This window comes from Terrabacter sp. Root85, assembly GCF_001429185.1.
GTDB lineage: Bacteria > Actinomycetota > Actinomycetes > Actinomycetales > Dermatophilaceae > Terrabacter.
In genome coordinates, this window is record NZ_LMIW01000001.1 from 452,835 (window position 1) to 478,394 (window position 25,560).

Annotated in this window: 26 protein-coding genes, 1 tRNA gene and 1 pseudogene; 17 read left to right on the plus strand and 11 right to left on the minus strand. The window is 71.9% G+C overall.

Annotation, left to right across the window (positions count from 1 at the left end; translation table 11 throughout):
* Positions 1-108 precede the first annotated feature (108 nt).
* The 4 genes from ASE25_RS02185 (at position 109) to ASE25_RS02200 (ending at position 3,267) form a co-directional block, all read left to right on the plus strand.
* On the plus strand, positions 109-1,053 hold the full coding sequence (locus ASE25_RS02185; RefSeq protein WP_157623291.1) for an LPXTG cell wall anchor domain-containing protein: 945 nt from the start codon (positions 109-111) through the stop codon (positions 1,051-1,053).
* A gap of 122 nt (positions 1,054-1,175) precedes the next feature.
* On the plus strand, positions 1,176-1,802 hold the full coding sequence (locus ASE25_RS02190) for a hypothetical protein (RefSeq protein ID WP_157623292.1): 627 nt from the start codon (positions 1,176-1,178) through the stop codon (positions 1,800-1,802).
* A 125-nt stretch (positions 1,803-1,927) separates the two neighbouring features.
* Positions 1,928-2,000, plus strand: a tRNA-Lys gene (locus ASE25_RS02195).
* Between the two features lie 73 nt (positions 2,001-2,073).
* On the plus strand, positions 2,074-3,267 hold the full coding sequence (locus tag ASE25_RS02200) for a thiolase family protein (protein ID WP_056772687.1): 1,194 nt from the start codon (positions 2,074-2,076) through the stop codon (positions 3,265-3,267).
* Positions 3,268-3,472: 205 nt separating this feature from the next.
* On the opposite strand, the gene ASE25_RS02205 is transcribed toward ASE25_RS02200, so the two are convergent.
* The 9 genes from ASE25_RS02205 to ASE25_RS02245 are packed head-to-tail and all read right to left on the minus strand — an operon-like array spanning position 3,473 to position 12,456.
* A complete protein-coding gene (locus ASE25_RS02205) occupies positions 3,473-4,216 on the minus strand; it encodes an SDR family NAD(P)-dependent oxidoreductase (RefSeq protein WP_082619385.1) in 744 nt (247 codons plus the stop codon).
* Positions 4,213-5,454, minus strand: a complete 1,242-nt coding sequence (locus ASE25_RS02210; RefSeq protein WP_056822408.1) for an exo-alpha-sialidase — start codon at positions 5,452-5,454, stop codon at positions 4,213-4,215. Before ASE25_RS02210 ends, ASE25_RS02205 begins: the two co-directional genes overlap by 4 nt.
* Entirely contained in the window at positions 5,451-6,254 is an 804-nt protein-coding gene (locus ASE25_RS02215; RefSeq protein ID WP_235508502.1) for an HpcH/HpaI aldolase/citrate lyase family protein, read from the minus strand. Before ASE25_RS02215 ends, ASE25_RS02210 begins: the two co-directional genes overlap by 4 nt.
* Entirely contained in the window at positions 6,251-7,243 is a 993-nt protein-coding gene (locus ASE25_RS02220) for an aldo/keto reductase (RefSeq protein ID WP_056822410.1), read from the minus strand. Before ASE25_RS02220 ends, ASE25_RS02215 begins: the two co-directional genes overlap by 4 nt.
* Complete coding sequence (locus tag ASE25_RS02225) at positions 7,240-8,088, minus strand: dipeptide/oligopeptide/nickel ABC transporter ATP-binding protein (RefSeq protein WP_082619386.1); 849 nt, start codon at positions 8,086-8,088, stop codon at positions 7,240-7,242. Before ASE25_RS02225 ends, ASE25_RS02220 begins: the two co-directional genes overlap by 4 nt.
* Entirely contained in the window at positions 8,081-8,920 is an 840-nt protein-coding gene (locus tag ASE25_RS02230; RefSeq protein WP_056771729.1) for an ABC transporter ATP-binding protein, read from the minus strand. The genes ASE25_RS02225 and ASE25_RS02230 overlap by 8 nt, the downstream gene beginning before the upstream one ends.
* On the minus strand, positions 8,917-9,870 hold the full coding sequence (locus tag ASE25_RS02235) for an ABC transporter permease (protein ID WP_056822413.1): 954 nt from the start codon (positions 9,868-9,870) through the stop codon (positions 8,917-8,919). The genes ASE25_RS02230 and ASE25_RS02235 overlap by 4 nt, the downstream gene beginning before the upstream one ends.
* Positions 9,867-10,799, minus strand: coding sequence for an ABC transporter permease (locus tag ASE25_RS02240; protein ID WP_056771735.1), 933 nt, complete (start codon positions 10,797-10,799; stop codon positions 9,867-9,869). The genes ASE25_RS02235 and ASE25_RS02240 overlap by 4 nt, the downstream gene beginning before the upstream one ends.
* Before the next feature lie 28 nt (positions 10,800-10,827).
* Positions 10,828-12,456, minus strand: a complete 1,629-nt coding sequence (locus tag ASE25_RS02245; RefSeq protein WP_056771736.1) for an ABC transporter substrate-binding protein — start codon at positions 12,454-12,456, stop codon at positions 10,828-10,830.
* A 131-nt stretch (positions 12,457-12,587) separates the two neighbouring features.
* On the opposite strand from ASE25_RS02245, the pseudogene ASE25_RS23330 reads away from it, so the two are divergent.
* The 4 genes and pseudogenes from ASE25_RS23330 to ASE25_RS02265 form a co-directional block, all read left to right on the plus strand.
* Positions 12,588-13,415: pseudogene (locus tag ASE25_RS23330) on the plus strand (four-carbon acid sugar kinase family protein); the annotation flags it as partial.
* 43 nt (positions 13,416-13,458) lie between these two features.
* Complete coding sequence (locus ASE25_RS23335) at positions 13,459-14,106, plus strand: nucleotide-binding domain containing protein (protein ID WP_235508503.1); 648 nt, start codon at positions 13,459-13,461, stop codon at positions 14,104-14,106.
* Positions 14,103-15,110 carry a 4-hydroxythreonine-4-phosphate dehydrogenase PdxA gene (gene pdxA, locus ASE25_RS23340; protein ID WP_056771742.1) on the plus strand — a complete coding sequence of 336 codons (1,008 nt, stop codon included), beginning with the start codon at positions 14,103-14,105 and terminating at the stop codon, positions 15,108-15,110. Before ASE25_RS23335 ends, pdxA begins: the two co-directional genes overlap by 4 nt.
* 10 nt (positions 15,111-15,120) lie before the next feature.
* Entirely contained in the window at positions 15,121-15,909 is a 789-nt protein-coding gene (locus tag ASE25_RS02265; RefSeq protein ID WP_056823764.1) for a DeoR/GlpR family DNA-binding transcription regulator, read from the plus strand.
* A 63-nt stretch (positions 15,910-15,972) separates the two neighbouring features.
* Here the strand turns inward: ASE25_RS02265 and ASE25_RS02270 are convergent, their stop codons facing one another.
* A complete protein-coding gene (locus ASE25_RS02270; protein ID WP_056822420.1) occupies positions 15,973-18,378 on the minus strand; it encodes a phosphoketolase in 2,406 nt (801 codons plus the stop codon).
* A 191-nt stretch (positions 18,379-18,569) separates the two neighbouring features.
* Positions 18,570-18,764, minus strand: a complete 195-nt coding sequence (locus ASE25_RS02275; RefSeq protein WP_056771749.1) for a CsbD family protein — start codon at positions 18,762-18,764, stop codon at positions 18,570-18,572.
* A gap of 135 nt (positions 18,765-18,899) precedes the next feature.
* Between ASE25_RS02275 and ASE25_RS02280 the strand changes: the two genes are divergently transcribed.
* From ASE25_RS02280 to ASE25_RS02320, 9 genes are all read left to right on the plus strand, one after another.
* Positions 18,900-19,931: a cation diffusion facilitator family transporter gene (locus tag ASE25_RS02280; protein WP_200958946.1), complete on the plus strand. Its 1,032-nt coding sequence runs from the start codon at positions 18,900-18,902 to the stop codon at positions 19,929-19,931.
* Positions 19,928-20,440, plus strand: a complete 513-nt coding sequence (locus ASE25_RS02285) for a methylated-DNA--[protein]-cysteine S-methyltransferase (protein WP_056822422.1) — start codon at positions 19,928-19,930, stop codon at positions 20,438-20,440. The genes ASE25_RS02280 and ASE25_RS02285 overlap by 4 nt, the downstream gene beginning before the upstream one ends.
* Before the next feature lie 105 nt (positions 20,441-20,545).
* Positions 20,546-21,046: an RNA polymerase sigma factor gene (locus tag ASE25_RS02290; RefSeq protein WP_056822424.1), complete on the plus strand. Its 501-nt coding sequence runs from the start codon at positions 20,546-20,548 to the stop codon at positions 21,044-21,046.
* A complete protein-coding gene (locus tag ASE25_RS02295) occupies positions 21,039-21,647 on the plus strand; it encodes a methylated-DNA--[protein]-cysteine S-methyltransferase (RefSeq protein WP_056771756.1) in 609 nt (202 codons plus the stop codon). Before ASE25_RS02290 ends, ASE25_RS02295 begins: the two co-directional genes overlap by 8 nt.
* 118 nt (positions 21,648-21,765) lie before the next feature.
* Positions 21,766-22,245 (plus strand): nitroreductase/quinone reductase family protein, encoded by a 480-nt coding sequence (locus ASE25_RS02300; RefSeq protein WP_056822427.1) that lies wholly within the window; start codon positions 21,766-21,768, stop codon positions 22,243-22,245.
* Between the two features lie 105 nt (positions 22,246-22,350).
* The gene (locus tag ASE25_RS02305; RefSeq protein ID WP_056822429.1) at positions 22,351-22,899 is read left to right on the plus strand and encodes an NUDIX domain-containing protein; all 549 of its coding nucleotides are present in this window, start codon (positions 22,351-22,353) and stop codon (positions 22,897-22,899) included.
* Between the two features lie 171 nt (positions 22,900-23,070).
* Positions 23,071-23,574 carry a SigE family RNA polymerase sigma factor gene (locus tag ASE25_RS02310; RefSeq protein ID WP_235508504.1) on the plus strand — a complete coding sequence of 168 codons (504 nt, stop codon included), beginning with the start codon at positions 23,071-23,073 and terminating at the stop codon, positions 23,572-23,574.
* Complete coding sequence (locus tag ASE25_RS02315) at positions 23,571-24,452, plus strand: hypothetical protein (protein WP_056822435.1); 882 nt, start codon at positions 23,571-23,573, stop codon at positions 24,450-24,452. The genes ASE25_RS02310 and ASE25_RS02315 overlap by 4 nt, the downstream gene beginning before the upstream one ends.
* A gap of 39 nt (positions 24,453-24,491) precedes the next feature.
* Entirely contained in the window at positions 24,492-25,538 is a 1,047-nt protein-coding gene (locus tag ASE25_RS02320; protein WP_056822437.1) for a PHP domain-containing protein, read from the plus strand.
* Positions 25,539-25,560 lie beyond the last annotated feature (22 nt).

A 25,560-nucleotide genomic window follows, 5' to 3' on the forward strand; every position in this document is an offset into this window, starting at 1 on the left:
CCGTATGCCGTCCCGTTCGGAGCGCGCACCCGTGACCACCGCGGGCTGGCGCCATCTCACCCCGCGCGGGTGACGCCTGCGCCATAGGTCGTGCGCGGACAATCGGCCATGAGACGCATTCCTGCCCTGGTCAGCGCGTTGGCCACCCTCGTCGTGATCGCGGTTCTCGCCGCGTGCTCCGGCAGCGGGTCGGTGACCCTGCCGACGACGCTGCCGAGCATCAGCCGCTCGGCGCTGCCCTCCGCGAGCGAGCCGGCGGCCAGCGCGCCGGCAGAAGCGCCGACCTCCAGCGCGCCGACCTCCAGCGCGCCGGCCGTCACGCTCCCGGAGCTGCCGACCCGGACCGTCCCGGCCGAGACCCAGACCGTGACCCAGACGCAGACTCAGACCCAGACCCAGACCCAGACCCAGACCCAGACGCAGACGGAGACGAGGACCCAGACGGCCACGGTGACCCGGACCGAGACGGCCACGGTGACCGAGACACCATCGGAGAGCGAGTCCCCCACGCCGACCCCGACCGAGGCCGCGCCGGCGGCGCCCACCTCGGAGCAGGGGACGACCTGGTGGCCGTGGCTGCTGCTGCTCCTCCTGCTCGGCGCCCTCGCCTGGTTCCTGATCCGGCGGCGCCAGGCACAGGCGGAGCTCCAAGCCTGGGACGACCGACTGGCTGCCGCGGAGAAGGAGGCGTCCTGGGTCGAGGACTCGCTCACCACCCAGGTCCTCGAGCGGCGGAGTGCCGCCGAGGCGCTGCCGATCTGGACGGCCGCCCAGCCCCGACTGCTGGAGATCGACGAAGCCTTCCACACCCTCGCCACGGAGGCGCCGGACGGAGCCCGCGCCGAACGAGCCACCGACATCCGGGGGCTCCTGCGGGGCCTCGTGGAGGCCGTCGGCGCCGACCTCGCGACCGCCCCCACCGCCGACCCCGACCAGTTCCGGGCCCGTCGCGCCAACATCGACTCCGCCAGACGCGAGCTGCGGGCAACCCTCGGCCCCGTCGAGAGTCCGGCCGCCGCAGCGGGACCGGACCGGCCCGACACCGGCGCCTGACGCGCTCCGACGGCGCTGGCGCCACGGAGTCGCGGAGCCGGCCCGGCGTGGAGGTCCCACGTCCGACGCGATCCCTCGTTACGCTGAAGGTCACGAATCGTGACAAAGCAGACAGGGGTCCGATGCGCGAGCAACGAGAAGCGCACAGCACCGACGCGGTGCGACGTGGGCCCACGCACCGGATGACGGGGCCGACGACTCCGCCGTCCGCGGGCGAGGCGGCGCCGCAGGCCGCGTCCGGCTTCCCGGTCTTCGCCGTGCGCGAGTGGGCCTCGCGGTACTACGAGCAGGAGCGGCTCGAGCGGGACGCGGCCTGGGGGCGCCTCGCCTGGCCCTTCGCGGTCGCGCTCGGGCTCGCGGCCGGGGCCGCCGTCGTGGCGTGGCGCTGGCCGGTCGGCGAGTCCGACCTCGGGCTGGGTCTGGCGGTCGTTCTGGCCGCCGCCGCCGTCGGCGTGACGATCGGCGGCCTGCTCCGGGTGAGGGCGATCCGCGCGCGACGCGCCGTGGCCGCGGCCCGACCGGCCACCCTCGAGAGCCTCCCCGAGAGCGCCCGCGCGGTGGTGCTCGACTCCCCGCGCCTGCGCTTCCGTCGGCCTGCCGACGGTCCCGGCTTCGCGGCCCTGCGTGACGACGTCGCCGCCGCCGCGCCCGTCGGGGAGTTCGCGGCCTCCGTGCTCGTGTGGTCCCTCGTGATGCGCGACCACGTCGACGGGACCCTCGAGGACTGGGTGCGCGGCCGCCACACCTGACTCCCGCGCCCGACCACCCGGGCCGGACGATCGCGCCTCGGCGGGTCGCGGGTTCGGCTGGGGTCGGGCGGTCGGGCATACTGACGGCGGGTTCGGAACGGTGCGGACGCGCCGAGTCGGACCACGGGCCTCTAGCTCAGTCGGTAGAGCATCGGACTTTTAATCCGCCGGTCGTCGGTTCGAGCCCGACGGGGCCCACGAGCGTGACGCCACGGCATACGACAGGCGTGCGCCCCCTGTGTGCCGTCCGCTCCGACAGGAAGTCACGACCGTGAACGACGCGTTCGTCTACGACGCCGTACGCACCCCGTTCGGCCGCTTCGGTGGCGCCCTCGCGGCGACCCGCCCCGACGACCTCGGGGCGCTCGTCGTGCGCGCGGTCGTCGACCGGTCCCCCGGCCTCACCGCCGACGCCGGTCTCGTCGACGAGGTCGTCTTCGGCAACGCGAACGGCGCCGGCGAGGAGAACCGCAACGTCGCGCGCATGGCGACCCTGCTCGCCGGCCTGCCGACGAGCGTCCCGGGCACGACGGTCAACCGCCTCTGCGGCTCGAGCCTCGACGCGGCGATCATCGCATCGCGGCAGATCGAGACGGGTGACGCCGACGTCGTGCTCGTCGGCGGCGTCGAGTCCATGACGCGAGCACCGTGGGTCATGCCGAAGACCGAGAAGCCCTATCCCGTGGGCAATCTCGAGCTCTCGTCGACGACGCTCGGCTGGCGCCTCGTCAACCCGAGGATGCCGTCGGAGTGGACGGTGTCGCTCGGTGAGGCCACCGAGCAGCTGCGCGAGCGGCACGGCGTGACCCGTGAGCGCCAGGACGCGTTCGCCGCGCGGTCGCACCGACTCGCGGACGGAGCGTGGACCGAGGGCTTCTACGACGACCTCGTCGTGCCGGTCCCCGGTGTCGAGCTCGCCCGCGACGAGTCGATCCGCGCCGACACGACGGCCGAGCGCCTCGCCGGGCTGCGCACCTCGTTCCGCACCGAGGGTGGCACCGTCACCGCCGGCAACGCCTCGCCGCTCAACGACGGCGCCTCCGCGGTGCTGCTCGGTAGTGCCGGCGCCCAGGAGCGCCTCGGGCTCGCCCCGATCGCACGCATCGCCGGTCGCGGCGCGAGCGCCCTCGACCCGCAGTACTTCGGCTTCGCGCCCGTCGAGGCCGCCGAGCGAGCCCTCTCCCGTGCCGGCATCACGTGGGCCGACGTGTCGGCCGTCGAGCTCAACGAGGCCTTCGCCGCGCAGTCGCTCGCCTGCGTCGACGCCTGGGACATCGACCCCGACATCGTCAACCGGCACGGCGGGGCCATCGCCATCGGCCACCCACTGGGAGCCTCGGGCGGCCGCATCCTCGGCACACTGGCGCGCGACCTGCAGCGCTCCGGGGGTCGCTGGGGCGTCGCGTGCATCTGCATCGGCGTCGGTCAGGGACTCGCCGTCGTCCTCGAGAACGTCACCGCCTGAGCTCTCGCAGCCCCGGCCGGACCCACCAGCCGGACCCAGCCACGCGGCATATGCCCGGGGCGCGCGATCTGCGGACGCGCGGCGAGTGCGGCCTCTCCCCAGGAGTGCGCCCTCACCTCGGTGGTGCGGGTTGCAGCGCGCACCCCTGCGGGGAACGTGCACGCGTGCGCGACCCGCGGACGTCCGCCCCACGCGCCGGCGCGGCTCACGGCAGGGACGCGCCCCCGCACATGACGATGGTCTGACCCGTCACCATCGCGCCGGTCGGCTCGAGCAGGAAGCGGGTCAGGGCCGCGACCTCCGACGGCTCGACGAGCCGGCCGAGGGGCGGCACGACGGGTGGCACCGACGCCCGGTTGGGGTCGCCGAGCATCGCCGTCCGCGTCGGCCCCGGCGCGACGACGTTGACGGTGATCCGTCGCGGGGCGAGCTCCGACGCCCAGGCCCGCGCCATGGCCGCGAGGGCGGCCTTCGTCGCGGCGTACTGGCTCTTGCCGGGGACCCCTGTCATGGTGCGGCTGCCGACGAGGACGACCCGGCCCCCGTCGCCGAGGACGCCGATGAGCCCGCCCACGACGAGCTCGGCGCCGCGCACGTGCACGGCCCACATGCGCTCTCCCTGCTCGGGCCGCAGGTCGCCGACGCCGGCGGAGTACTGCAGACCGGCGGCGTGGACGATGGCGTCCACGCCGCCGATCGCGGTCCCACGCACCGCGCGCACGGCCTCGTCGGCCGAGATCACGTCGGCCAGGTCGCACGGCACCCACGTGGCGGCGTCCGACAGCGCACCGCGCGAGCGGCTGAGCCCGAGGACGTGCCACCCGGCACCGACGAGGTCGTGGGCGATGGCGAGACCGATGCCCGAGCTGGCCCCCGTGACGACCGCGGTGCGTGTCGCGCACCCGTCGGGTGGGGTGGCGGCCGGCTCGGGCCGCGTCGGCGCTGTCACCGGGATGGGCCCCGGCGGAGGCGGTCGACGACGTCGGCGGGCAGGTGCACGTGCTTGATGGCACGCCGGTGGTAGGTGTAGGCCACGTGCAGGTCACCGTCCGGGCCCGGCAGCACCGAGGGATAGGACAGCTCGCGGTTGAGCCCGTCACGTGAGTTGTTGGACATGCAGTAGCCGTCGCCGGTCTCGAGATCCACCTGCACGGGCCAGCTGCGCCCGTCGTCGGGGCTGAGGCCCAGCGTCATGGGCGCCCTCGGTGCGCCCCAGAACGCCGTCCGTCGACCTGCGGCCTCGGCCGCCTCGGGCGCCGGCTCCGCGACGACCGGACCGTCGAGTCCGTCGACGACACCCTCGTCGTCGATCTCGTCATAGAGGGACACCCGGCGTTCGGTGGCGTCGAGCGCCGAGCTCCGGTTGAAGACGAGCGCGACCTCGCCGCCACCGACGGCGACGGCCTGGAGCGAAGAGTTGTTGTTGGGCAGCGCGGTCGGAGTCGGCTCGGCCCACGTCAGACCGGCGTCGGTCGACGTCGTCTCCCACACGTGGTCGGCCCAGCGGCTCCGGAAGCAGGCCCAGAGCGAACCATCTTGTCGCTGAACGATGTTCATGTGCACGCAGCCGAGCGAGCCGGGCACCGGAGCTTCGGACCAGCTCGCGCCACCGTCGTCGCTCCACCACACGCTCGACGTGTCCTCGTTGCCGACCCACTTCTCGCCGGGCACGGTGACACAGTTGAAGACGGGCAGCAGGACGCGGCCGCCGGCGATCACGACGGGCGGTTGGCGCACGAAGACCCCACCGTCCTCGGTCGCCGGGAGCAGCACCGTCGGCTCCTCCCACGTGTCCCCGCCGTCGCGCGACACGCGGCGGCGCACCTCCGACGTGTCCTGGTTGCCGGCGAGCTGCGCGGTGTAGAGCAGCCAGACGTCGCCGTCGGGTGCCGTGAACAGGACCGGGTTCTGCTCCGACCGCGTCGGGTCGTCGCTCAGCGGCACCGGGGGGAGCCAGGTGTCCGCGCCGGACGGCATACGACTGAGGTAGGCGGTGATGTCGCTGACGCCCTCCTGGGTGCCGCCGAACCACACGCACGCGAGGTCGCCGTTCGGCAGCCACGCGAGGTTGGCGGCGTGGCACTGCACCGTCGGGGTGGGGAGGTATGCCGTGTGGCCGCCTCCGTCGCGCGGGCGCAGCACGCCGTCGGTCGGGAGCACCTCGGCGGACGCACTGGAGACGCTCACGACTCTCCCCGCGCCGCCTTGAGGTGGGCCGTCGCGGCCTGCTCGAGGTGGATGAGGTCGGACGAGACGGTGGCGAGGGTGAAGCCCTGGCCGAGGCGCTTGGCGGCGACCTCACCACTCGGCGTGTGGAAGCCGGCGGCGATGCCGGCAGCCTTGGCAGCGCTCAGGATCCGGTCGACAGCGGCCTCGAAGGCCTCGTCGACGGCGGGGTCGGTCGACGTCGCCCCACCCACGGCGATGCGCAGGTCGGAGGGCCCGATATAGAGCCCGTCGATCCCCGGTGTCGCCGCGATGGCCTCGACGTTCTCGAGGCCCTGGGGCGTCTCGATCATGGCGAGCACGACGGTCGCCGCGTTGGAGTCTGCCGGGTTCGGGCCGATCCGCAGCTGCGACCGCATCGGGCCGTAGGAGCGGATGCCCAGCGGCGGGTACTTCGCGAACGACACCGCGCGGGCCGCGTCCTCGGCCGTGTTGACGAGGGGCACGATGATGCCGGCTGCGCCTGAGTCGAGGGCCTGCCCGATGAGGAAGGGGTCGTTGGCGCCGACCCGGACCATGCCGACGGACTCGCCGCCCGCGTCGATGGCCGTCATGCCGGCGAGGATGCCCTTGTAGTCGAGCAGACCGTGCTGGGCGTCAAAGCAGACGTAGTCGTAGCCGAGACGGGCGAGCCGCTCCGTCGACGCCGGGGAGTCGATGATGACCCAGTAGCCGAGGATCGTCTCGCGGGCCCGGACCCGCCGGGCGTAGTCGAGCACCCGCTCGCGGCTGCGTTCCATCGCGGTGCCCCCGCCGCTCATCGGTTGTACCCCGGCATGGATCCGGCGATCGCCAGGCCCGCCTCGTCGCACGCGGTGATGACGTCGTCGGGGAGCGGACCGGCTTGTGCAGCAGTGATGTTGGCCTCCAACTGGTGTGGTTTGGATCCCCCGAGCAGCACCGACGTCACGACCGGCTTGCTCAGCAGCCAGCGCAGCGACAGCTCGGGGAGGGTGATGCCGGCCTCCGACGCGATGGCGCCGAGGGCCTCGATGACCGCGAACGTCTCGGCGTTCCAGTAGCGGTCCTTGTACATCGCCGCGAGTGCCGACGAGCCGAAGCGCCCCTCGCCCGGCGACTCGGTGAAGGAGTGGCGACCGGTGAGCAGGCCGCCGCCGAGCGGGTTGTAGACGATGGTCGCCAGGCCCTTGCTCGTCGCGAACTCGGAGTACTCCGCCTCGATGCGACGGGCGACGAGGTTGTAGAGCTGCTCGGCCAGGATCGGTCGTGGCGTGCCGAGGGCGTCGCACGCCGCGAAGACGTCGCCGATCTGCCAGGCCGAGAAGTTCGAGACACCGATCGCGCGGACCGTGCCCTCCTTGACGAACTCGCCCAGGGCAGCGACGGTCTCGTCGATCGGCACCGAGCGGTCGGGCTGGTGGAGGTAGTAGACGTCGACGTGGTCGGTGCGCAGCCGGCGCAGGCTGGCCTCGAGCGAGGCCCGCAGTCCCGCGGCCGAGAGGAGCGGTGCGTCACCCGCGTCACCGGGGTAGATGCCGGCCTTGGTCGCGATCGTCGCGGCGTCACGCCGGCCGACGAGGATCTCGGCGAGCATCTCCTCACTGCGCCCGGCGGCATACCCGTTGGCGGTGTCGATCGAGGTGATGCCGGCGTCGAGCGCGGTGTCGACCATGGTGCGGGCCGTGTCGACGTCGACGGTGTCGCCGAACGTCATGGTCCCGAGGACGAGTCGCGAGAGCGGTCGGTCGAGACCCGGCAGGTCGGTGGTCGGGAGGGCTGCGGTCGTCATGAGGCCTTCTCGGTCTCGGCCGTGCGGGAGGCGGCGATGTGGCGGATGAGGTGACGCGGCTTGATGCCGGTCATGAGCCCCGGCTCGAGCGCGGAGCGGCGCAGGCGCTGGGTGTACTCCTCCTGCGGCCGCGAGAGGAGGTCGTCGGTGCGCCCGCTCTCGACGATCCGGCCGGCGCGCATGACGACCGTGTCCTGCGAGATGGCACGGACGACGCCGAGGTTGTGCGAGATGAAGAGGTAGGTCAGGCCCGTCTCGGCCTGGATGTCGGCGAGCAGCTCGAGGACCTGTGCCTGGACGGAGACGTCGAGCGCACTCGTCGCCTCGTCGCAGACGAGCAGCTCCGGACCGGACGCGAGCGCCCGGGCGATGCCGATGCGCTGGCGCTGCCCGCCGGAGAACTCGGGGGGCTTGCGTTCGAGGGCCGTGCGCGGCAGTCCGACCCGCTCGATGAGCGCGGCCGCCTTGTCGCGCTGGGCCTTGCGCGACTTCTCCCCGCGCACCCGGATCGGCTCGGCGACGATCTCCTGCGCCGTCAGGTGGGGGTCGAGCGAGCCGTACGGGTCCTGGAAGACCATCTGCACCCGGTGGCGGATCGGGCGCAGCTGCTTCTCGGAGAGCCGGGCGAGGTCGGTGCCGTCGAGGTCGATGACACCGGAGGTCGGCGTCAGCAGCCGGACGAGCGCCTTGGCGATCGTCGACTTGCCGCAGCCGGACTCCCCCACGATGGCGAGGGTGCCGCCGCGCGGGACGCTGAAGGACACGTCGTCGACGGCGCGGAAGACGTCCTTGCCGGTGCCGTACTCGACGACGAGGTTGCTGACGGTGAGCAGGTCCTCAGCCATGGCTGGCCTCCTTGACGAGCGGCTCGCTGGCGCCCGGGTCCTCCCAGGGACCGAGCTCGGGGATCGCTCCGAGCAGCTTCTGGGTGTAGGGGTGCTGGGGGTGGTCGACGACGTCGGTCACCGGGCCGCCCTCGACGAAGGCGCCTGCCTTCATGACGTGGACGCGGTCGCTCATGAGCCTCGCCACGCCGAGGTCGTGGGTGATGAGCAGCAGCGCGATGCCCGTCTGCTCCTGCAGCTCGAGGAGCAGGTCGAGGATGCCCGCCTGCACCGTGACGTCGAGCGCGCTCGTCGGCTCGTCGGCGACGATGAGGTCGGCGTCGGTCGAGACCGCCATCGCGATGAGGACGCGCTGGAGCATGCCGCCCGAGAGCTGGTGCGGGTAGGCGTCGAACTGCTTGGCGGGGTTGCGGATGTGCACCTGCTCCATGAGCGACAGCGCCCGTGCCTTCGCCTCGGCCCGGCCGAGGTCGGGATACTTGATCCGGACGGCTTCGGTCATCTGCCGGCCGATGGTGCGGATCGGGTTGAGGGCCGTCATGGGGTCCTGCGGGATGAGCGCCACGGCCCGGCCACGGAGCTTGTCGATGACCTTCCGGCTGCCCGTGACGTCCTGGCCGCCGATGCGGGCCTCGCCCGAGATGACCGCGAGGTCGTCGGGCAGCAGGCGCAGGATCGCCATCGCCGTCGTCGACTTGCCCGAGCCGGACTCGCCGATGATCGTCACCGTCTCGCCCTGGTCGATGTAGAAAGTGACGCCGTCGACGGCGCGCACGACGCTCGTCCCGGTCAGCAGCTCGACCTGCAGGTCCGTGACCTCGAGGACTCTCATGTCTGGTCTCCCTTCGCGCGGCGCACCCGGTCGCGCAGGCCGTCTCCGACGAGGTTGACGCCGACGACGAGCAGCGCGATGGCCACGCCGGGCACGGTGACGAGCCAGGGCTTGCCGGTGACGAAGAGCTCGCGTCCGTCGGAGATGATGCCGCCCCACGTGGGGTACGGCCGCTGGACGCCCGCTCCGAGGAACGACAGGGCGCTCTCGAGCAGCACGGCCTGGGCGAGCAGCAGGAGCACGACGACGAGCACCTGCTGGAGGATGTTGGGGACGACGTGCCGGCTGAGGATCGAGAGCTTCGGCAGCCCGAGCACCCGCGCGGCCGCGACGTACGGCTTCTCCCGCTCGACGAGCACGAGGGCGCGGGTGATGCGCGCCGGCTCGGGCCACTGGGCGAAGGCGATGACCAGCGTGATGACGGGGATCGACGGGCCGAAGAGCGCGACGACGAGGAGCAGCATGAGCAGCAGCGGCAGTGCCATCTGCGCCTCGAGCAGTCGCGAGATGATCGTGTCGACCCAGCCGCCGAAGTAGCCGGCCGCGGCGCCGGCGACGATGCCGAAGAGCCCCGAGACGAAGATCGCGAGGAAGCCGATGACGAGGGAGGTCTGGCCGCCGTGGAGGATGCGCGTGAGGAGGTCGCGTCCGTTGGGGTCGGTGCCGAGCAGGTGGCCCGCGCTGAACGGTGGCAGCGACGACTCGCTCAGCCGACCGACGATCGGGTCGGGCAGCGGGAGGACGTTGGCCAGGACCACGGGGATGACGACGACACCGGCGCAGATCGCCCCGACCCAGATCTTCACGGTGCTGTAGCGGGCCCGGCGGGCCGCCGCCGACCGGCGCAGCAGCACCTTCGTCACGGCCGACTCGCGGCCGAGGATGGAGCCGGGGACCTCGGCGAGGTTCGGCACCTGCGGGTGGCCGGGCAGGTTCGTCGAGGTGGTCATGAGCTGGCCTCTCCGAGTCGGACCCGCGGGTCCATGAGCGGGTAGAGCAGGTCCACGAGCAGCTGCACGGCGAGCGCCAGCAGCACGGTGACGAGGACGGTCGCCTGGATCAGCGGGAAGTCGCGCTGCTTGAGCGCGTTGACGACGAGCTCGCCGACGCCCGGCCAGTTGAAGACGACCTCCACGATGACGACGCCGTTGAGCATCGCCGCGAAGCGGGTGCCCAGCGCGGTCACGACCGGCAGGGCGGCGTTGGCGAAGGCGTAGCGCCAGGTCAGCGCACGCTCGGACACGCCGCGGGACCGGGCGACGGTCAGGTAGGGCGACGCGAGGTTGACGACCATCTCCCGGCGCACGAGCCGGGAGATGAGCGCGATCTGGAGGATCGCGATCGTGAGGGTCGGCAGGATGATCGAGGCGGCCGAGTCGAACCCCGACGGTGCGAACCAGTGGAGGTTCACGGCGAAGAGGATGAGCAGCACGAAACCGATCCAGAAGTCCGGCATCGACTGACCGGCGATGGTGCCGATGTTGGCCCCCAGCTCGGGAGCCGTGTTGTTGCGGCGCGCCATCCACACCCCCAACGGGATCGCGACGACCGACGTGACGACGATCGCCGCGACCGCGAGGGTGATCGTGTAGGGCAGGCGTTCCAGGACGACGTCGAGCGCGGGGCGCTTGAAGAAGAACGACGTGCCGACGTCGCCCTGGAACAGGTGTTGCAGGAACGTCCAGAACTGCACGGGGATCGGCTGGTCGAGCCCGAACTGCTGGCGGATCGCCTCGAGCTGTTCCGAGCTGGGGTTCGGCGGCGCATAGTTGGCCGCGGGGTCGCCCGGGGCCATGCGGAGCAGGACGAACACGGTCGCCACGGCCAGGAAGGCCGTCAGGACCGTCTGGCCGACTCGTTTGAGGACGTACGTGAGCATGGGATCACCTTGGTCTGGTCGGCTGGGATCAGCCGGAGACGGTCACGGCGGCGAGGTCGTAGGAGTTCGTCGCCCGGAGGTTGAGGTTCTGGACGCGCTTGCGCTTGGCGAGGACGTTGTTCGGCGTCCAGGCCCACACTGCGGGCCACTGCGCCCAGATCTTCTCCTGGGCCTGCTTGAGCAGGTCGTTGCGCTTGGCCTCGTCGCTCTCGGCGGCGGCCTGGTCGAGCAGGGCGGTGATCTCGGGGACGACGAAGCCGTGGTAGGTGTCGCGCGTCTTCTCCTTCTCCGCCGTGCCGCCGTACTGGCCCTGCAGGTTGGTCAGCGCGAGCCCGGTCTGGTTGCCGTAGCCGTTGGCGAGGATGTCCCAGTCACCGGCCTCGCCGCGACGCCAGGCGTTGATCTCGCCGCCCTTGGGGATCATCTTCAGCTCGGCGGTGACACCGACGGCCGCGAACATCTGCGAGATGGCCTCGAGCACGCGCGAGGCACCGGCGAACTCGGAGTCCTCCCAGATGATCCGCACCTTGAGCCCGGACGCGCCGTTGTCGGCGAGCATCTGCTTGGCCTTGGCAGGGTCGTACGTGTATTCACCGGTCTTCGCGAAGCCCGCGAGGGTCGTCGGGACGACACCCTCGGCCGAGTTGACCTGGCCGTTCATGAGCGCCTTGATCAGCGACTCGTGGTCGACGGCGTAGGTGAGCGCCTCGCGCACCTTGGGGTTGGCGAGCGGGCTGCCGGCCGGCTTGCGGAAGTTGTAGAAGAGGTGGATCAGGCGCGTGCCCGGGGTCTCGATGACGTCGATGTCGGCGTTCGTCTTGAGCGACGTCGCGGACTCGGGCGTGATGGTGTCGATGACGTCGGTCTGGCCGGAGGTGATGGCGATGACGCGCGCGCCCTCCTCCTCCTGGTAGCCGACGTTGACCGTCTCGAGCTTGGCCGGCGTGCCCCAGTAGTTGTCGTTGCGCACGAGGCGGTAGGTGCCGGTGCCGGAGTCGGCACTCGCGATGGTGAACGGTCCGGTGCCGAGGCCGGTGCCGAGCTCCTCGGCCTTGTTGTCCTTGGCCGGCGTGATGAGGATGTTGGACATCAGCGAGTTGAGCGAGACGACGGGGCTCTTGGTCGTCAGGGTGAAGGTCGTGTCGTCGACCTTGGTGAAGGTCGGCTGCTCGGGGAACTGCGAGGCGACGTAGCCGGCCTTGACCTCGAAGTAGAGCCTGAGCGCGGTCTCGACGTCCTCGACCGTGACCTTCGACTTGTCGGAGTAGTGGATGTCGTTGCGCAGCTTGACCGTCCACTCGGTGGGCTTGGTCTGCTCGAACGACTCGGCGAGGACGAGCTCGGGGGTCAGCTTGTCGCCGATCTTCGTCAGGGCCTCACGCACAGCGCGCTGCACGGTGACGGCCGCGTCGTACTGGTTCAGCTTGTTGTCGAGGCTGACCAGGTTGCGGTTGAGCACGATGCTCAGTGTGCCCCCCGCGGCCCCTGCCCCGGCAGTGCTCGCGGTGGTGGCGGACTTGGGCCCGGCGCAGGCGGCGAGCGCGGGAGCGAAGAGCGCTCCGGCGCCGGCCAGCGAGGCGAGCTTGAGGATCGAGCGACGCGAGACCTCCCGCGTCGGCTGGTCAGACGTGGGAAGCAGAGCGGGCTGCTGGGGCATCGGGACTCCTCGTTGAGCGGTGGCCTCCCCGTCGGCGGCGCACGCTGCGCCCCTCGGGTTGGACCACCTTTGCACCATTGCGCGATTCGCGCAATACCTGTAGCGTTTTTTGTGAAGGGACGGTTGTTCGCATGCCGTCCGGTGCGCTCCCGGAGCACGCCGCGGCACCCTTCATCCCCATCGGCAGGGTCGCCAATCTCCTTGTCGCACAGCACGAAACGCACAGGAAACACCGTGAGGAGGAGAACGTGAAGGCACTCGCCCTGGGCATCGTCGCCGATGATCTGAGCGGCGCCGCAGAGTGCGCATCCCACGCTCTCATGCGCGTTTCGCGCAGTACAGTCGTTCTCTCGGCCTCGTCGTCGCCCATCGCACCCGCGTCCGGTCTCCGACCCGACGTGCGCACCCCGGGCGGAGCAGACGACCCACTCGCCGTCCTCACCGTCGACACCGACTCGCGCCGTCTCCCCCACGCGGAGGCCGTGCGCGCGGTTCGCGCAGCCGCAGCCCTCGTCACGACGGCACCGGTCGTCGTCAAGAAGGTCGACTCGCTGCTCCGGGGACACGTCGCCGCGGAGGTCGCCGCCCTCGCCGAGGAGCTGCAGCGCACACCGGTCGTGGCCGTCGCCAACCCCGCGCTCGAGCGCGTCGTCGTCGACGGCGTGCTCCACGTCGGCGGCACGCCGCTGCACCACACCGACCTCTGGGCCGTCGAGCCGACCCCGGCGCCGGACCGGGTGGCCGCGGCCCTGCACCCGCTGGCCACCGTGCTCGTCCCGCACACCACCGTGCTGCGCGGCGTCGAGGCGGTCACGGCGGCCCTCGACGAGGCCACCCGCACCGGCTTCGTCGCGGTCTGCGACGCCGTGACGGACGCCGACCTCGATGTCGTCCACGCCGCCGCCGTCAGGGCGAGCGCGGCCCTCGGCTCCGACACGCTGCTCGTCGGGTCCGGAGCCCTGGCCGACGCGGCCGTGCGGGCCCTGCCCCGGGAACCGCGCCATGGCGCACTTCCAGCGACCGACAGCCCCGACTCCGCCCTGGAACTGCGCCAGGGCGAACGTCCAGCGACGGTGCGACGGTGCGACGGTGCTCTTCGTGCTCGGCACGCGCGCGCCGGGACTCCCGGCCCAGCTCGAGCGGCTCTCGGCTGCGCGCTCCGCGCACACGGTGCTGCTGCAGCCCGACCGCCTCCTGGCCGACCCGGGGGCCGTATGCGTCCAGCTCGCCGAGCGCGCCCGTGAGGGCGTCGTCGTGGTGGCGCTCGACCCCGCGGCCCGCGCCGACCCGAGCCGGTCGCGTGCCCTGACCGAGTCCCTCGCCGCCGCGGTCTCGCCCGTGCTCGACCACTTCGACGCGGCGTTCCTCTCCGGCGGTGAGACCGCCCGCGCCGTCCTCGACCGCCTCGACGTGCCCGCTCTCGACGTCGTCGCCGAGGTCGAGACCGGCACCGTCGTGAGCCGGCGCCCCGGTGGGCGGCTCGTCGTCACGCGCCCGGGCAGCTTCGGCGACCCGACCTCGCTCGTCCGCGTCGTCGAGCACCTGCTGGGGCCCACCACCGTGCCGCCGCAGGCCCCGCACCACCGCACCTCATCGACCACCACCGCACCCCGCGCCACCCCCGGCGCGACCACCGAGGAGAACTCATGAGCGTCGCCCTTCCCCGCATCGCCGTGACCATGGGAGACGGCGCCGGCATCGGCCCCGAGATCATCGTCAAGGCCTTGGCCGACCCGCACGTGGCGACGATGGCGCGCGTCGTCGTCGTCGGTGACGCGCTGCGTCTCAAGCAGGCCGCCGACATCGCCGGCGTCCCCGTCGACATCGTCACCATCGACGACGTCGAGGAGGCGAGCGAGATCCCCGGGCGCATCAACGTCATCGACCTCGCGCTGCTGCCGGCGGACCTCCCCTTCGGGCAGCTGTCGGCCGTCGCCGGCGACGCCGCCTACCACTACATCCGCGTCGCGTCCGAGCTCGCGATGGCCGGCAAGGTCCAGGCCATCTGCACCGCGCCGCTCAACAAGGAGGCGCTGCACGCCGGCGGCCACGTCTTCCCCGGCCACACCGAGCTGCTCGCCCACCTCACCGGCACGCCCGAGGTCTCGATGATGCTCTCGACCGAGAGGGTCAAGGTCATCCACGTGACGACCCACATCGGCCTCATCGATGCCGTCAACCGCATCGAGCCCGGTCTCGTCGAGCGCGTCATCCGTCGGGGCCACCAGGCCCTCGTCGACGCCGGCAACCCGACCCCGAAGATCGGCGTCTGCGGCATCAATCCGCACGCCGGCGAGAACGGCCTCTTCGGCTACGGCGAGGAGGCCGAGAAGATCGACCCCGCCGTGGAGGTCTGCCGCGCCGACGGCATTGACGTGCACGGCGCCCTGCCGGCCGACACGCTCTTCTTCCTCGCCGGTCGCGGCGACTACGACCTCGTCGTCGCGATGTACCACGACCAGGGCCACGGGCCGGTCAAGGTGCTCGGCCTCGAGGCGGGTGTCAACGTGACGATCGGTCTGCCCGTCATCCGCACGTCGGTCGACCACGGCACGGCCTTCGACATCGCCGGCACCGGCATCGCCGACCACCGTTCGATGATCGAGGCGCTGCGCCTCGGCGCGGAGATGGCGCCACGGCCCGTGGACGCCTAAGGTGCCCAGCGTGGCGAAGCACACCGCACAGACGCGTCGGGGCGAGATCGTCCGCCTCGCCACCACCAGTGGGCTCGCGAGCGTGGAGGAGCTCTCCGACCAGCTCGGCGTCACCGCGTCGACGATCCGGCGCGACCTCGCCAAGCTGACCGCCCAGGGCAAGCTGGCCCGCACCTACGGCGGGGTGATGAGCCTGGCCCACCATCCCGAGGCGTCGCTGCGCCAGCGTCTCGGGGAGGCGCACGCGGCGAAGCGCGACATCGCCCGCTGGGCCGCCGACCAGATCGAGCCCGGCGAGACGGTGCTCCTCGACGCCGGGTCGACGATGGGCGCGCTCGCCGACGCCATCACCAAGACGCCCGAGCTGACCGAGCTGACCGTCGTCACGGCCGGCATCAGCGCCATGGGCACCCTCGCCGACAGCGTCGGCATCGACGTCATCGCCCTGGGCGGCCGGCTGCGGCCGCTGAGCCAGGCCTTCGTCGGGCCGCTCGCCGAGGCCGCCGTCCAGCGCCTCAGCTTCGACCGGGCCTTCATGGGCGCCGACAGCGTGCACGCCGAGCGCGGTATCTGCGAGGCCGACCTCGAGCAGACCCGGCTCAAGGAGCTGATGATGAGCCGGGCCGAGCACACCTACGTCCTCGCGCACGCCGACAAGCTCGGCCAGTCGCCCTTCCACGCCTGGGCCGTCATGCCACGCACGTGGACGCTCGTGACCGACGAGTCCGCCGACCCCGTGGCGTTGCAAGCCTTCCGCGACAACGGCATCGACGTCGTCATCGCACCTCGGCGCGACTGACGAGTCCACGCATGCCGCCCACCCGAGTGGGCGGCATACACCCTCTGCCGTCGTGGCGGGCGGTCAGTCCTCGACGACCGTCGTCATGACCCAGTCACGCACCTCGGGCATGTCCTCGAGGTGCTCGACGATGTACTCGTGGTGCCTGTCGAGCTCGGCCTGGCACCAGGCCTTGACCTCGCTCGACCCACGCACCTGGCGACCGGCGTTGTTGATGGCGTCCATGACGAGGGAGTAGCGGTCGACGCCGTTGCGTACCACCATGTCGAACGGCGTCGTCGTCGTGCCCTCCTCGCTGAAGCCGCGCACGTGGAAGCGGTCGGCGTCGGGCCGCCCGTGGACGAGCTGGTGGATGGCGCCGTGGTAGCCGTGGAAGGCGAACACGACGTCGACGTGGTCGGTGAAGAGCTCACCGAAGCGCACGTCGTCCATGCCGTGCGGGTGGCTGCGCACGCGCGGCAGGGTCATGAGGTCGACGACGTTGACGACGCGCACGCGCAGCTGCGGCAGCTTCTCCTTGAGGATCTGGGCCGCGGCGACGACCTCCATCGTCACGACGTCGCCCGCGCAGGCGAGCACGACGTCGGGGTCGCGGTCGCCGTCGTCGGTGCCGGCCCAGTCCCAGATGCCCGCCCCGGCCGCGCAGTGGGCGACGGCCTCGTCCATCGTCAGCCACTGCGGCTGCGGCTGCTTGTCGATGACGACGAGGTTGACGTAGTTCTTCGACCGGAAGCAGTGATCGGCCACCGAGAGAAGGCAGTTCGCGTCCGGCGGGAGGTAGATCCGGGACACCTCGCCGCGCGCGTTGAGCACCGTCTGGATGAGGCCGGGTCCCTGGTGCGAGAAGCCGTTGTGGTCGTTGCGCCACGCCGTCGACGTCAGGAGGATGTTGAGGCTCGGCACCTTGGCCCGCCAGTCGAGCTTGTTGGCCTCCTGCAACCACTTGCTGTGCTGCACCGTCATCGAGGCGCTCACCATCGCGAAGGCCTCGTACGTCGCGAAGAGCCCGTGCCGGCCGGTCAGCGTGTAGCCCTCGAGCCAGCCGTGGCACGAGTGCTCCGAGAGCACCTCCATGACCCGCCCGTCGTGCGAGAGCTTCTCGTCCTGCTCGAGCACCCGCTCGGCCGTCATCCGGTCGGACACGTCGAAGACGGCGCCCACCCGGTTGCTGTTCGTCTCGTCGGGGCTGAAGAGCCGGAACGTCGTCGGGTTGCGCACGTAGAGCTCGCGCATCAGCTCGCCGAGGGCCCGCGTCGACTCCTCCCGGGCCGCCGCCGGCGAGGGCACGTCCCGTGCGAAGTCGCGGAAGTCGGGGATGTCGAGCTCGGTGCTGAGGACCCCGCCGTTCGCGTGCGGGGAGGCGCTCATCCGCAGGTCGCCCTCCGGGTTCGCCTGCAGCACAACGTCGGTCGGCCTGCCCGACTCGTCGAAGAGCTCCTCGGGCCGATAGGAGCGCAGCCACGTCTCGAGGACCGCGAGGTGCTCGGGGTTGTCCTTGACACCCGAGAGCGGCACCTGGTGCGAGCGCCACGAGCCCGTGACCGGGATGCCGTCGACCTCCTCCGGCCCGGTCCACCCCTTCGGCGTGCGCAGCACGATGAGTGGCCACCGAGGCCGCTCCCCCATCGTCCAGCCGTCCGCCCGTGCGTCCTGCTGGATGGCGCGGATCCGGCCGTACGCCGTCGCCAGCGTCTCCGCGAAGCGCTCGTGCATGCCCGGCACGTCGTCACCCTCGACCTCGAGCACGTCGTAGCCGTGCCCCTCGAGGAGGCTGCGCACCTCGGCCGGGTCCTTGCGGCCGAGCACCGTCGGCCCGGCGATCTTGTAGCCGTTGAGGTGCAGGACCGGCAGCACCGCACCGTCGCGCCGCGGGTTGAGGAACGAGATGCCCTTCCAGGAGCCCTCGAGCGGGCCCGTCTCGGCCTCCCCGTCACCGACGACGGCGAGCGCCAGCAGGTCGGGGTTGTCCATGACGGCACCGAAGGCGTGGACGAGGACGTAGCCGAGCTCACCACCCTCGTGGATCGAGCCCGGCGTCGTGACGGAGACGTGGCTCGGGATGCCGCCGGGCGCCGAGAACTGGCGGAAGAGGCGGCGCACGCCGTCCTCGTCGCACGTCACCTTGGGGTAGATCTCGGAGTACGTGCCCTCGAGGTAGCCGGCCGCGACGAGCGCGGGACCACCGTGGCCGGGGCCGGTGAGGTAGATCGCCTGCTGACCCGTGTGCCGGATGATGCGCGAGAGGTGCGCGTAGACGAAGGACAGCCCGGGGCTCGTGCCCCAGTGTCCGAGCAGGCGTGGCTTGATGTCGTCCGGCACGAGCGGCCGACGCAGGAGCGCGTTGTCCTGGAGGTAGATCTGCCCGATCGTCAGGTAGTTGTTGGCCCGCCACCACGCGTCCATCGACGCGATCTCGTCGACGGTCGGGGCCGGCACGGTGGCGGTCGTCGGGGTCTGGCTCGTCGTCACGGCAGGGCCTCTCGAGGGGTCGGCGATCGTGCGTCCCCACGAGCCTCACCGACGGGCGCCCGGCTGACAAGGGGTCGAAGGTCCCGCGACCGCGCGACCGGGCGGGACGGCATACGCCCTCGTCGACCGGCGCGGCCGGACAGAGCAGTGGGCCGGCCCCCGTCGGGACCGGCCCACCCCGCTCCGGAAGGTCAGCGGTTGAAGGCGTCCTTGACGTCTTCGCCCGCGTCCTTGAGCTGCTCGCCCCGCTGCTTGAGGTCCGCCGAGGCCTGATCAGTCTTGCCTTCGGCCTCGAGTCGCTCGTTGTCGGTGACCTTTCCGGTGGCTTCCTTGGCCTTGCCCTTCAGGTCTTCACCCATGTTCTTGGCCTTGTCTTCGGTACCCATGTCAGGGCTCCTTTCGCCGTAGATCAGATACCTCTCCCCCTACCCGGTCGCCGTCGATCGCCACCAGATCCGGACCACCGACGTCCAGCGGGGCGTCGCACGTCACAGGGCGTCGGCACCTTTTGCGACACTGGGGTGGTGTCAGCGAACCCGAGTGCCGCGGCGGACCAGCCCGAAGCGTCCACGCCGTCCGGTCGCGCGCCCCAGACCCGCGACCTGAGCCGGTTCGCCTACCTCTCCATCGCGGCCGCGATCGTCACCATCACGCTCAAGGTGATCGCGTGGCGGATCACCGGCTCGGTGGGCCTGCTGTCCGACGCGGCCGAGTCGGTCGTCAACCTCGTCGCCGCCATCGCCGTGCTCATCGCGCTCAAGGTCGCCGCGATGCCGGCCGACAAGAACCACCACTTCGGCCACACCAAGGCCGAGTACTTCTCGGCGGCGGTCGAGGGGATGATGATCTTCGTCGCCGCGCTCGTCATCATGTACACCGCGGTCGAGCGCTTCCTGCACCCGCAGCCGATCGAGAACGTCGGCATCGGCCTCGCCATCTCGGTCGTCGCCTCGGCGGTCAACGGCGCGGTGGCCGTCGTGCTGCTGCGCGCCGGGCGCCGCTACCGCTCGCTGACGCTGACGGCCGACGGCAAGCACCTCATGACCGACGTGTGGACGTCCGCCGGGGTCGTCATCGGTGTCGTGCTCGTCGCCCTCACGGGGATCGCACGTCTCGACCCGGTCATCGCGTTCCTCGTCGGCATCAACATCATCTGGACCGGCTGGAAGCTCATCCGTGAGTCCACCGAGGGCCTCATGGACATCTCGATGCCCAAGGAGGACAACAGCGCGATCGCCGAGATCCTCGCCCGGTTCGTCACGCGCGAGGTCCACTTCCACGCGCTGCGCACCCGCGTCTCGGGCCACCACCGCTTCGCCGAGGTGCACGTGCTCGTGCCCGGCGCGTGGACGGTGCAGCAGGGGCACGACCTCATGGAGGAGGTCGAGGAGGCCGTCCACCGCGAGTTCGGCGAGATCGCCCTGACCTGCCACCTCGAGCCCTCTGAGGACCCGCGTGCCTACGGCGACTACGCGGCCGAGTTCCCCATCCCGACCCACGACGACATCGTCGCGTCCCACGGGGCGGCGACGCGAGGCGACGAGCAGGCATGAGCCGTGCGCACGTCGTCCTCCCCTCGCCCATCGGCGAGCTGACCGTCGTCGCCGAGGACGGCGCCATCACGCACCTGCTCATGGACGCCGCGAAGTACCGCCCTGACGACCCCGATGTCCTCGGCGAGGCCGGTGACCCGGCCGACGAGCCCTTCGCGGCGGCCGCGGTGCAGCTCGCCGCGTACTTCACCGGTGCCCTGACCGAGTTCGACCTGCCGCTCGCCCCGCGCGGCGACGTCTTCCACCAGAAGGTGTGGGCGCTGCTGCGCGAGATCCCCTATGGCGAGACGCGCAGCTACGGCGACCTCGCGCGGGCGCTCGGCGACCGCAACCTCGCCCAGGCCGTCGGCACGGCCAACGGGCGCAACCCGATCGCCGTCGTCGTGCCGTGCCACCGCGTCATCGGCGCCGACGGCTCCCTCGTGGGGTATGCCGGCGGGCTGGGTCGCAAGCGCTTCCTCCTCGCGCTCGAGGAGCCCCCCGCCGCCGACTCCGGCCGCCTCTTCTGACCCCTCCCCCACTCGAGTGAGCGCCCCGCCCCACTCGAGTGAGCGGGCCGCCCCGTCCGTCACACTGGGACCTCACACTTCCGCGGGCCGGAGCGTCTACAGGGCATGAAGCGACCGTTCGAGCAGGCCGTCACCGAGCACGGGGCCGTCGTGCTGCGCGTCTGCCGCGCCGTGCTCGGCCCGATCGAGGCCGACGACGCGTGGTCCGAGACCTTCCTCTCGGCCCTGCGCGCCTGGCCCGACCTGCCCGACGACGCGAACGTCCGGGCGTGGCTCGTCACCATCGCGCACCGCAAGGCCGTCGACGTCGCCCGAGCGGGCGCGCGTCACGCGGTCCCGGTCGCGGCGGTGCCCGACACCACGGCCCCACGCGTCGACCAGCCGGAGGAGGCCCTGCCCGACGGGGACCTCTGGACGGCGGTCGCCGCACTCCCCGAGAAGCAGCGCCTCTGCGTGGCCTACCACCACGTCGCGGGCCTGCCCCACCCCGAGGTCGCCCGCATCGTCGGTGGCACGCCCGCGGCAGCGCGCCGCGCGGCAGCCGACGGCATCGCGCGGCTCCGGTCCACCTACGCCACCGACGGAAGGGTGAGCACCCATGTCTGACAACCCGATCCAGCTCCTCACGGAGGCCGCCTCCGGAGAGGCCGAGCGCCTCACCGTCCTCCACGCAGCCCTCGTCGACCGCGCCTCTGCGGAGTCCGCCGTCGACGTGACCTACCGCCTCGTCGACTCGCCCGTCGGATCGCTCCTGCTCGCCGCGACAGAGCTCGGGGTCGTACGCGTGGCCTTCGAGATCGAGGACCACGACCGGGTCCTCGAGTCGCTCGGGTCGTCGGTCGGCTCGCGGATCCTCCGCGGCGGCGACCGACTCGATCCGCTGGCGCGCGAGCTCGACGACTACTTCACGGGACGACGGCAGGGCTTCGACGTCCCGCTCGACCTGCGGCTGGCACGCGGCTTCCGGCTCACCGTGCTCCGGCACCTGAGCGAGATCCCGTACGGCTCGACCGAGAGCTACGGCGAGGTCGCCGTGGCGTCCGGCAGCCCACGGGCCGTGCGGGCCGTGGGGTCGGCGTGCGCGACGAACCCGTTGCCCATCGTGGTTCCGTGTCACCGCGTCCTCCGGTCGGACGGGTCCCTCGGCGGCTACCTGGGCGGTCTCCAGACGAAGGAGCGCCTCCTCGCCCTCGAGCACGCCGCCTGACCTGCGTCTGCCGTGACCGGGCGCTCACTCGAGTGGGACGGGGCGCTCACTCGAGTGGGTTGGGGGCGGGTTCGGCGATCGGCCTCGGAGTCGGCGTCCGCGGTGTCATGCTGAGGCCGTGACCGACACGACGAAGCCCGCGGTCGAGGAGGCCCTGGCCCCCGCCGCGATGGTCAAGATCTTCAACCCGGTGCTGCGCGGGCTCCTGTCGTCTCCGCTGCACGGCATCGCGAGCAAGGGCCTGCTCGTGCTGCACGTGACCGGACGGCGTTCTGGCCGCGTCTACGACGTCCCCGTCGGCCGCCACGAGCTCGACGGGCAGCTGATGACCTACGGGGGCGGCGCCTGGCGCGCCAACCTGCGCGGCGGGGCCGACCTCGAGGTGACGATCGACGGGCGTCGACGCCGTGCGCACGCGGTCCTCGAGGAGGACCCCGACCGTGTGGCGGAGATCTTCGACCGGCTCCTCAAGGAGCTCGGACCCAAGCGTGCCAACCGCGTCGCCCTCAAGGTCAACGTCGACCGGCCCCCGACGCTCGACGAGGTGCGCGCGGGCACGGCGGGCCGCGCCATCGTGCTCATCACGCTCCTCGACTGAGGCTCGACCCCACCCGCCGGGACGGGGCGCTCACTCGAGTGGGACGGGGCGCTCGCTCGAGGGGAACCGGTGGCACGATCGGGGCATGCGCCTCGGAGACCCGTCGTGAGCTGGCCCGTGAGAGCGACGACGGTCGTCTACGAGAACCCGTGGATCCGGGTCCGGGAGGACGCCGTGACCCGGCCCGACGGCACCGACGGCATCTACGGGGTCGTCGAGCTGCAACGCCCCGCCGTCTTCGTCGTCGCCCTCACCGAGGCCGACGAGGTCGTCCTCGTCACGGTCGACCGGCACACCGTCGGCACCTCCGTCGAGGTGCCCGCCGGCGGCACCGACGGTGAGGACCCGCTCGTGGCCGCCCGGCGGGAGCTCGCCGAGGAGACCGGGCTCGTGGCCCGGGACTGGAGGGAGATCGGCACGATGAACGCCCTCAACGGCGTGTGCCGCGCGCCCGAGGTCGTCTACCTCGCCACCGGTCTCGCGCGGGTCCCCGGCGCCCCCGCCAGCGCGGCCCGCGCCGAGGAGGGCATCCGTGACGTCCGGCGCGTCCCGGTCCGCGAGGTCATCGGTCTCGTCCGGGACGGCTCGATCACCGATGGCGAGACGATCGCCGCGCTCATGCTCGCGCTCGTCGCCCTCGGGCGGGTCTCCTGAACCCTCCCGCGAGCCCGCGACGCCCCGACGACCGGGCCACCCGGCATACGCCATCGCGGTGGATCGAGACCCGAGTGCAACGGTTCGCCGTGCCGTTGTGTCTAGGGGGTGTACGACACTGACAGCCAGACGATCGGCACCACCGATGACGACCGGGACCGGCGGGAGCACATGAGACGGAGGGACGAGGCGGCGTTCCGCAGCTTCGTGGAGGAGCGGCAGACGATGCTGCGCCGACGCGCCTACCTGCTCTGCGGCAACTGGGCCGACGGCGACGAGCTCGTCCAGGAGGCCCTGGCGCGGGTCTACGTCGCCTGGCCTCGCATCGCCACGGGGGCCGAGACCGCCTACACGAGACGCACGATGATGAACCTCTACCTCAACGACCAGCGCAAACGGCGGCGCGAGGTCCTCACCGACGAGGCGCCCGAGCCGGAGACGACCGACCACGACCGCGAGCTCGCGATGACCCTCACCGACCTGCTGCGCGACCTCCCCGAGAAGCAGCGTGCCGTCCTCGTCCTCCGCTTCTGGGAGGACCTCACGGTGCCCCAGATCGCCGAGTGCACGGGCGTGGCCGAGGGCACCATCAAGAGCCAGATCTCGCGCGGGCTCGCCGCCCTGCGCGACCGGCTCGCCGAACCACCACTGACCGGGGCGGGAGCGTTTCCATGAGCGACGACACCACGAGCGGACCCGGCGCTGCGCCGGAGGAAGGCGAGCTGCAGCTGCGAAAGGCGCTGTCCACGATGAACGACCTCGAACCACCCCGCGACGACCTCTTCGCCCAGCGCGCCCTGATGCGCGGACGGGCGCGCACCTCACGCCGGCGCTCGACGCTCCTCGGCGCCGCTGCCGCACTCGTCGTCGTCGGTGCCGTCGGCGCCTCCTGGGCGGCCGGCAACCACGGCGCGTCGTCGAGCAGCGCCAGCGCGGGCTCGGCGCCCGAGGTCATGAAGGACGCGACGGGGAGCGCCGGCGCGGACAACGGCGCCCGATCGCCCCAGACCCTCACCGGCAGCGAGGTGCCCACGGGCGTCGACCTCGTCCCGTCCGCCCCACCCGCTCGCGACTCGACCCGGTGGTTCGGCACGCTCTCGACGCCGCAGACCAACGCGTTCGACGCCGTCGCGCCCACCGTGGCCGCGCGCTGGCCCGACGTGTTCTCGGGGGCGTATGCCGCCGACGCCGCAGGTGGCCGCGTGGCCGTCGTCGTCACCCGGCACGACCCCGACCTCGAGGCGTTCGTGGCCGCCGCGATGCCGTCACCGACCGATGTGGAGTTCGTCGTCATGAAGCACACCCTGGCCGAGAAGGAGAAGGTCGCCAAGGAGATCGTCGACCAGCGAATGCTCTGGCGTTCCAAGGGGATCGAGATCATCGCCGTCACGCAGGACGCCCGCACCGACCGGGTGCTGGTGATGGCCGACGAGGGCTCCTCGGCCGGCCTCATCGCGCAGCAGTACGGCGACATCGTCCGGGTCGTCCCGGCGACCCGGACGCCCCCGGGCAAGTTCCCCGACGGGAGCACGCTGCCGCCCCTGCAGCAGTAGCAGGGCGCGGCGTCGGCCGCCGCGGTTAGGCTGCTCGACATGGAGCAGCCGACCCCTCCGCACGCACCGATCAGCCCGCTCGACGCGCTGCGACGCATCTGCTTCCTCCTCGAGCGCGGCCGCGAGAGCAGCTACCGCGTCGACGCGTTCCGCAAGACCATCGAGGCGATCACGCTCATCAGCGACGAAGAGCTGAAGGAGCGCGTCGAGTCCGGAACCCTCAAGCAGATCAAGGGAATCGGCGACTCGAGCGCCGCGATCATCGGCCAGGCGGTGCGCGGCGACCTGCCGGCCTACCTCGTCTCCGCCGAGGAGAAGCACGGCGCGCCGCTGACGACGGGTGGTGCTGAGCTCTACGCCGCGCTCCGCGGAGACCTCCACGCGCACTCCAACTGGAGCGACGGCGGCAGCCCGATCGAGGAGATGGTGCTCGCCGCCGTCGAGCTCGGGCAGGAGTGGATGGCGCTGACCGACCACTCGCCGCGCCTCACCGTCGCCAACGGCCTGAGCCGCGCCCGCCTCACCGACCAGCTGAAGCGTGTCGACGCCATCAACGCGAGCCTCGGCGAGGCGTTCACGCTCCTTCGGGGCATCGAGGTCGACATCCACCTCGACGGCACGCTCGACCAGGACGACGACATGCTCGACCAGCTCGACGTCGTCACCGCCTCGATCCACTCCAAGCTGCGGCAGCCCTCGTTCGAGATGACGCCCCGCATGGTGGCCGCCGTGCGCAACCCGCACACCAACGTCCTCGCCCACTGCACCGGCCAGCTCGTGACGGGCAACCGCGGCAAGCGTCCGCCGTCGCAGTTCGACGCCGAGAAGGTCTTCCGCGCGTGCCTCGAGCACGACGTGGCCGTCGAGATCAACTCGCGTCCCGAGCGGTGCGACCCCCCCGACGAGCTCATCGAGCTGGCGCGCGACCTCGGCTGCCTCTTCACCATCGACTCCGACGCGCACGCCCCGGGGCAGCTCGACATGAAGTCGCTCGGCTGCGAGCGCGCCGAGCGCCTCGGCATCCCGGCCGAGCGCATCGTCACGACGTGGCCCGTCGACGAGGTCCGGGCGTGGGCCAAGGGCTGATCCGAGAGACTGTCCCGGAAGC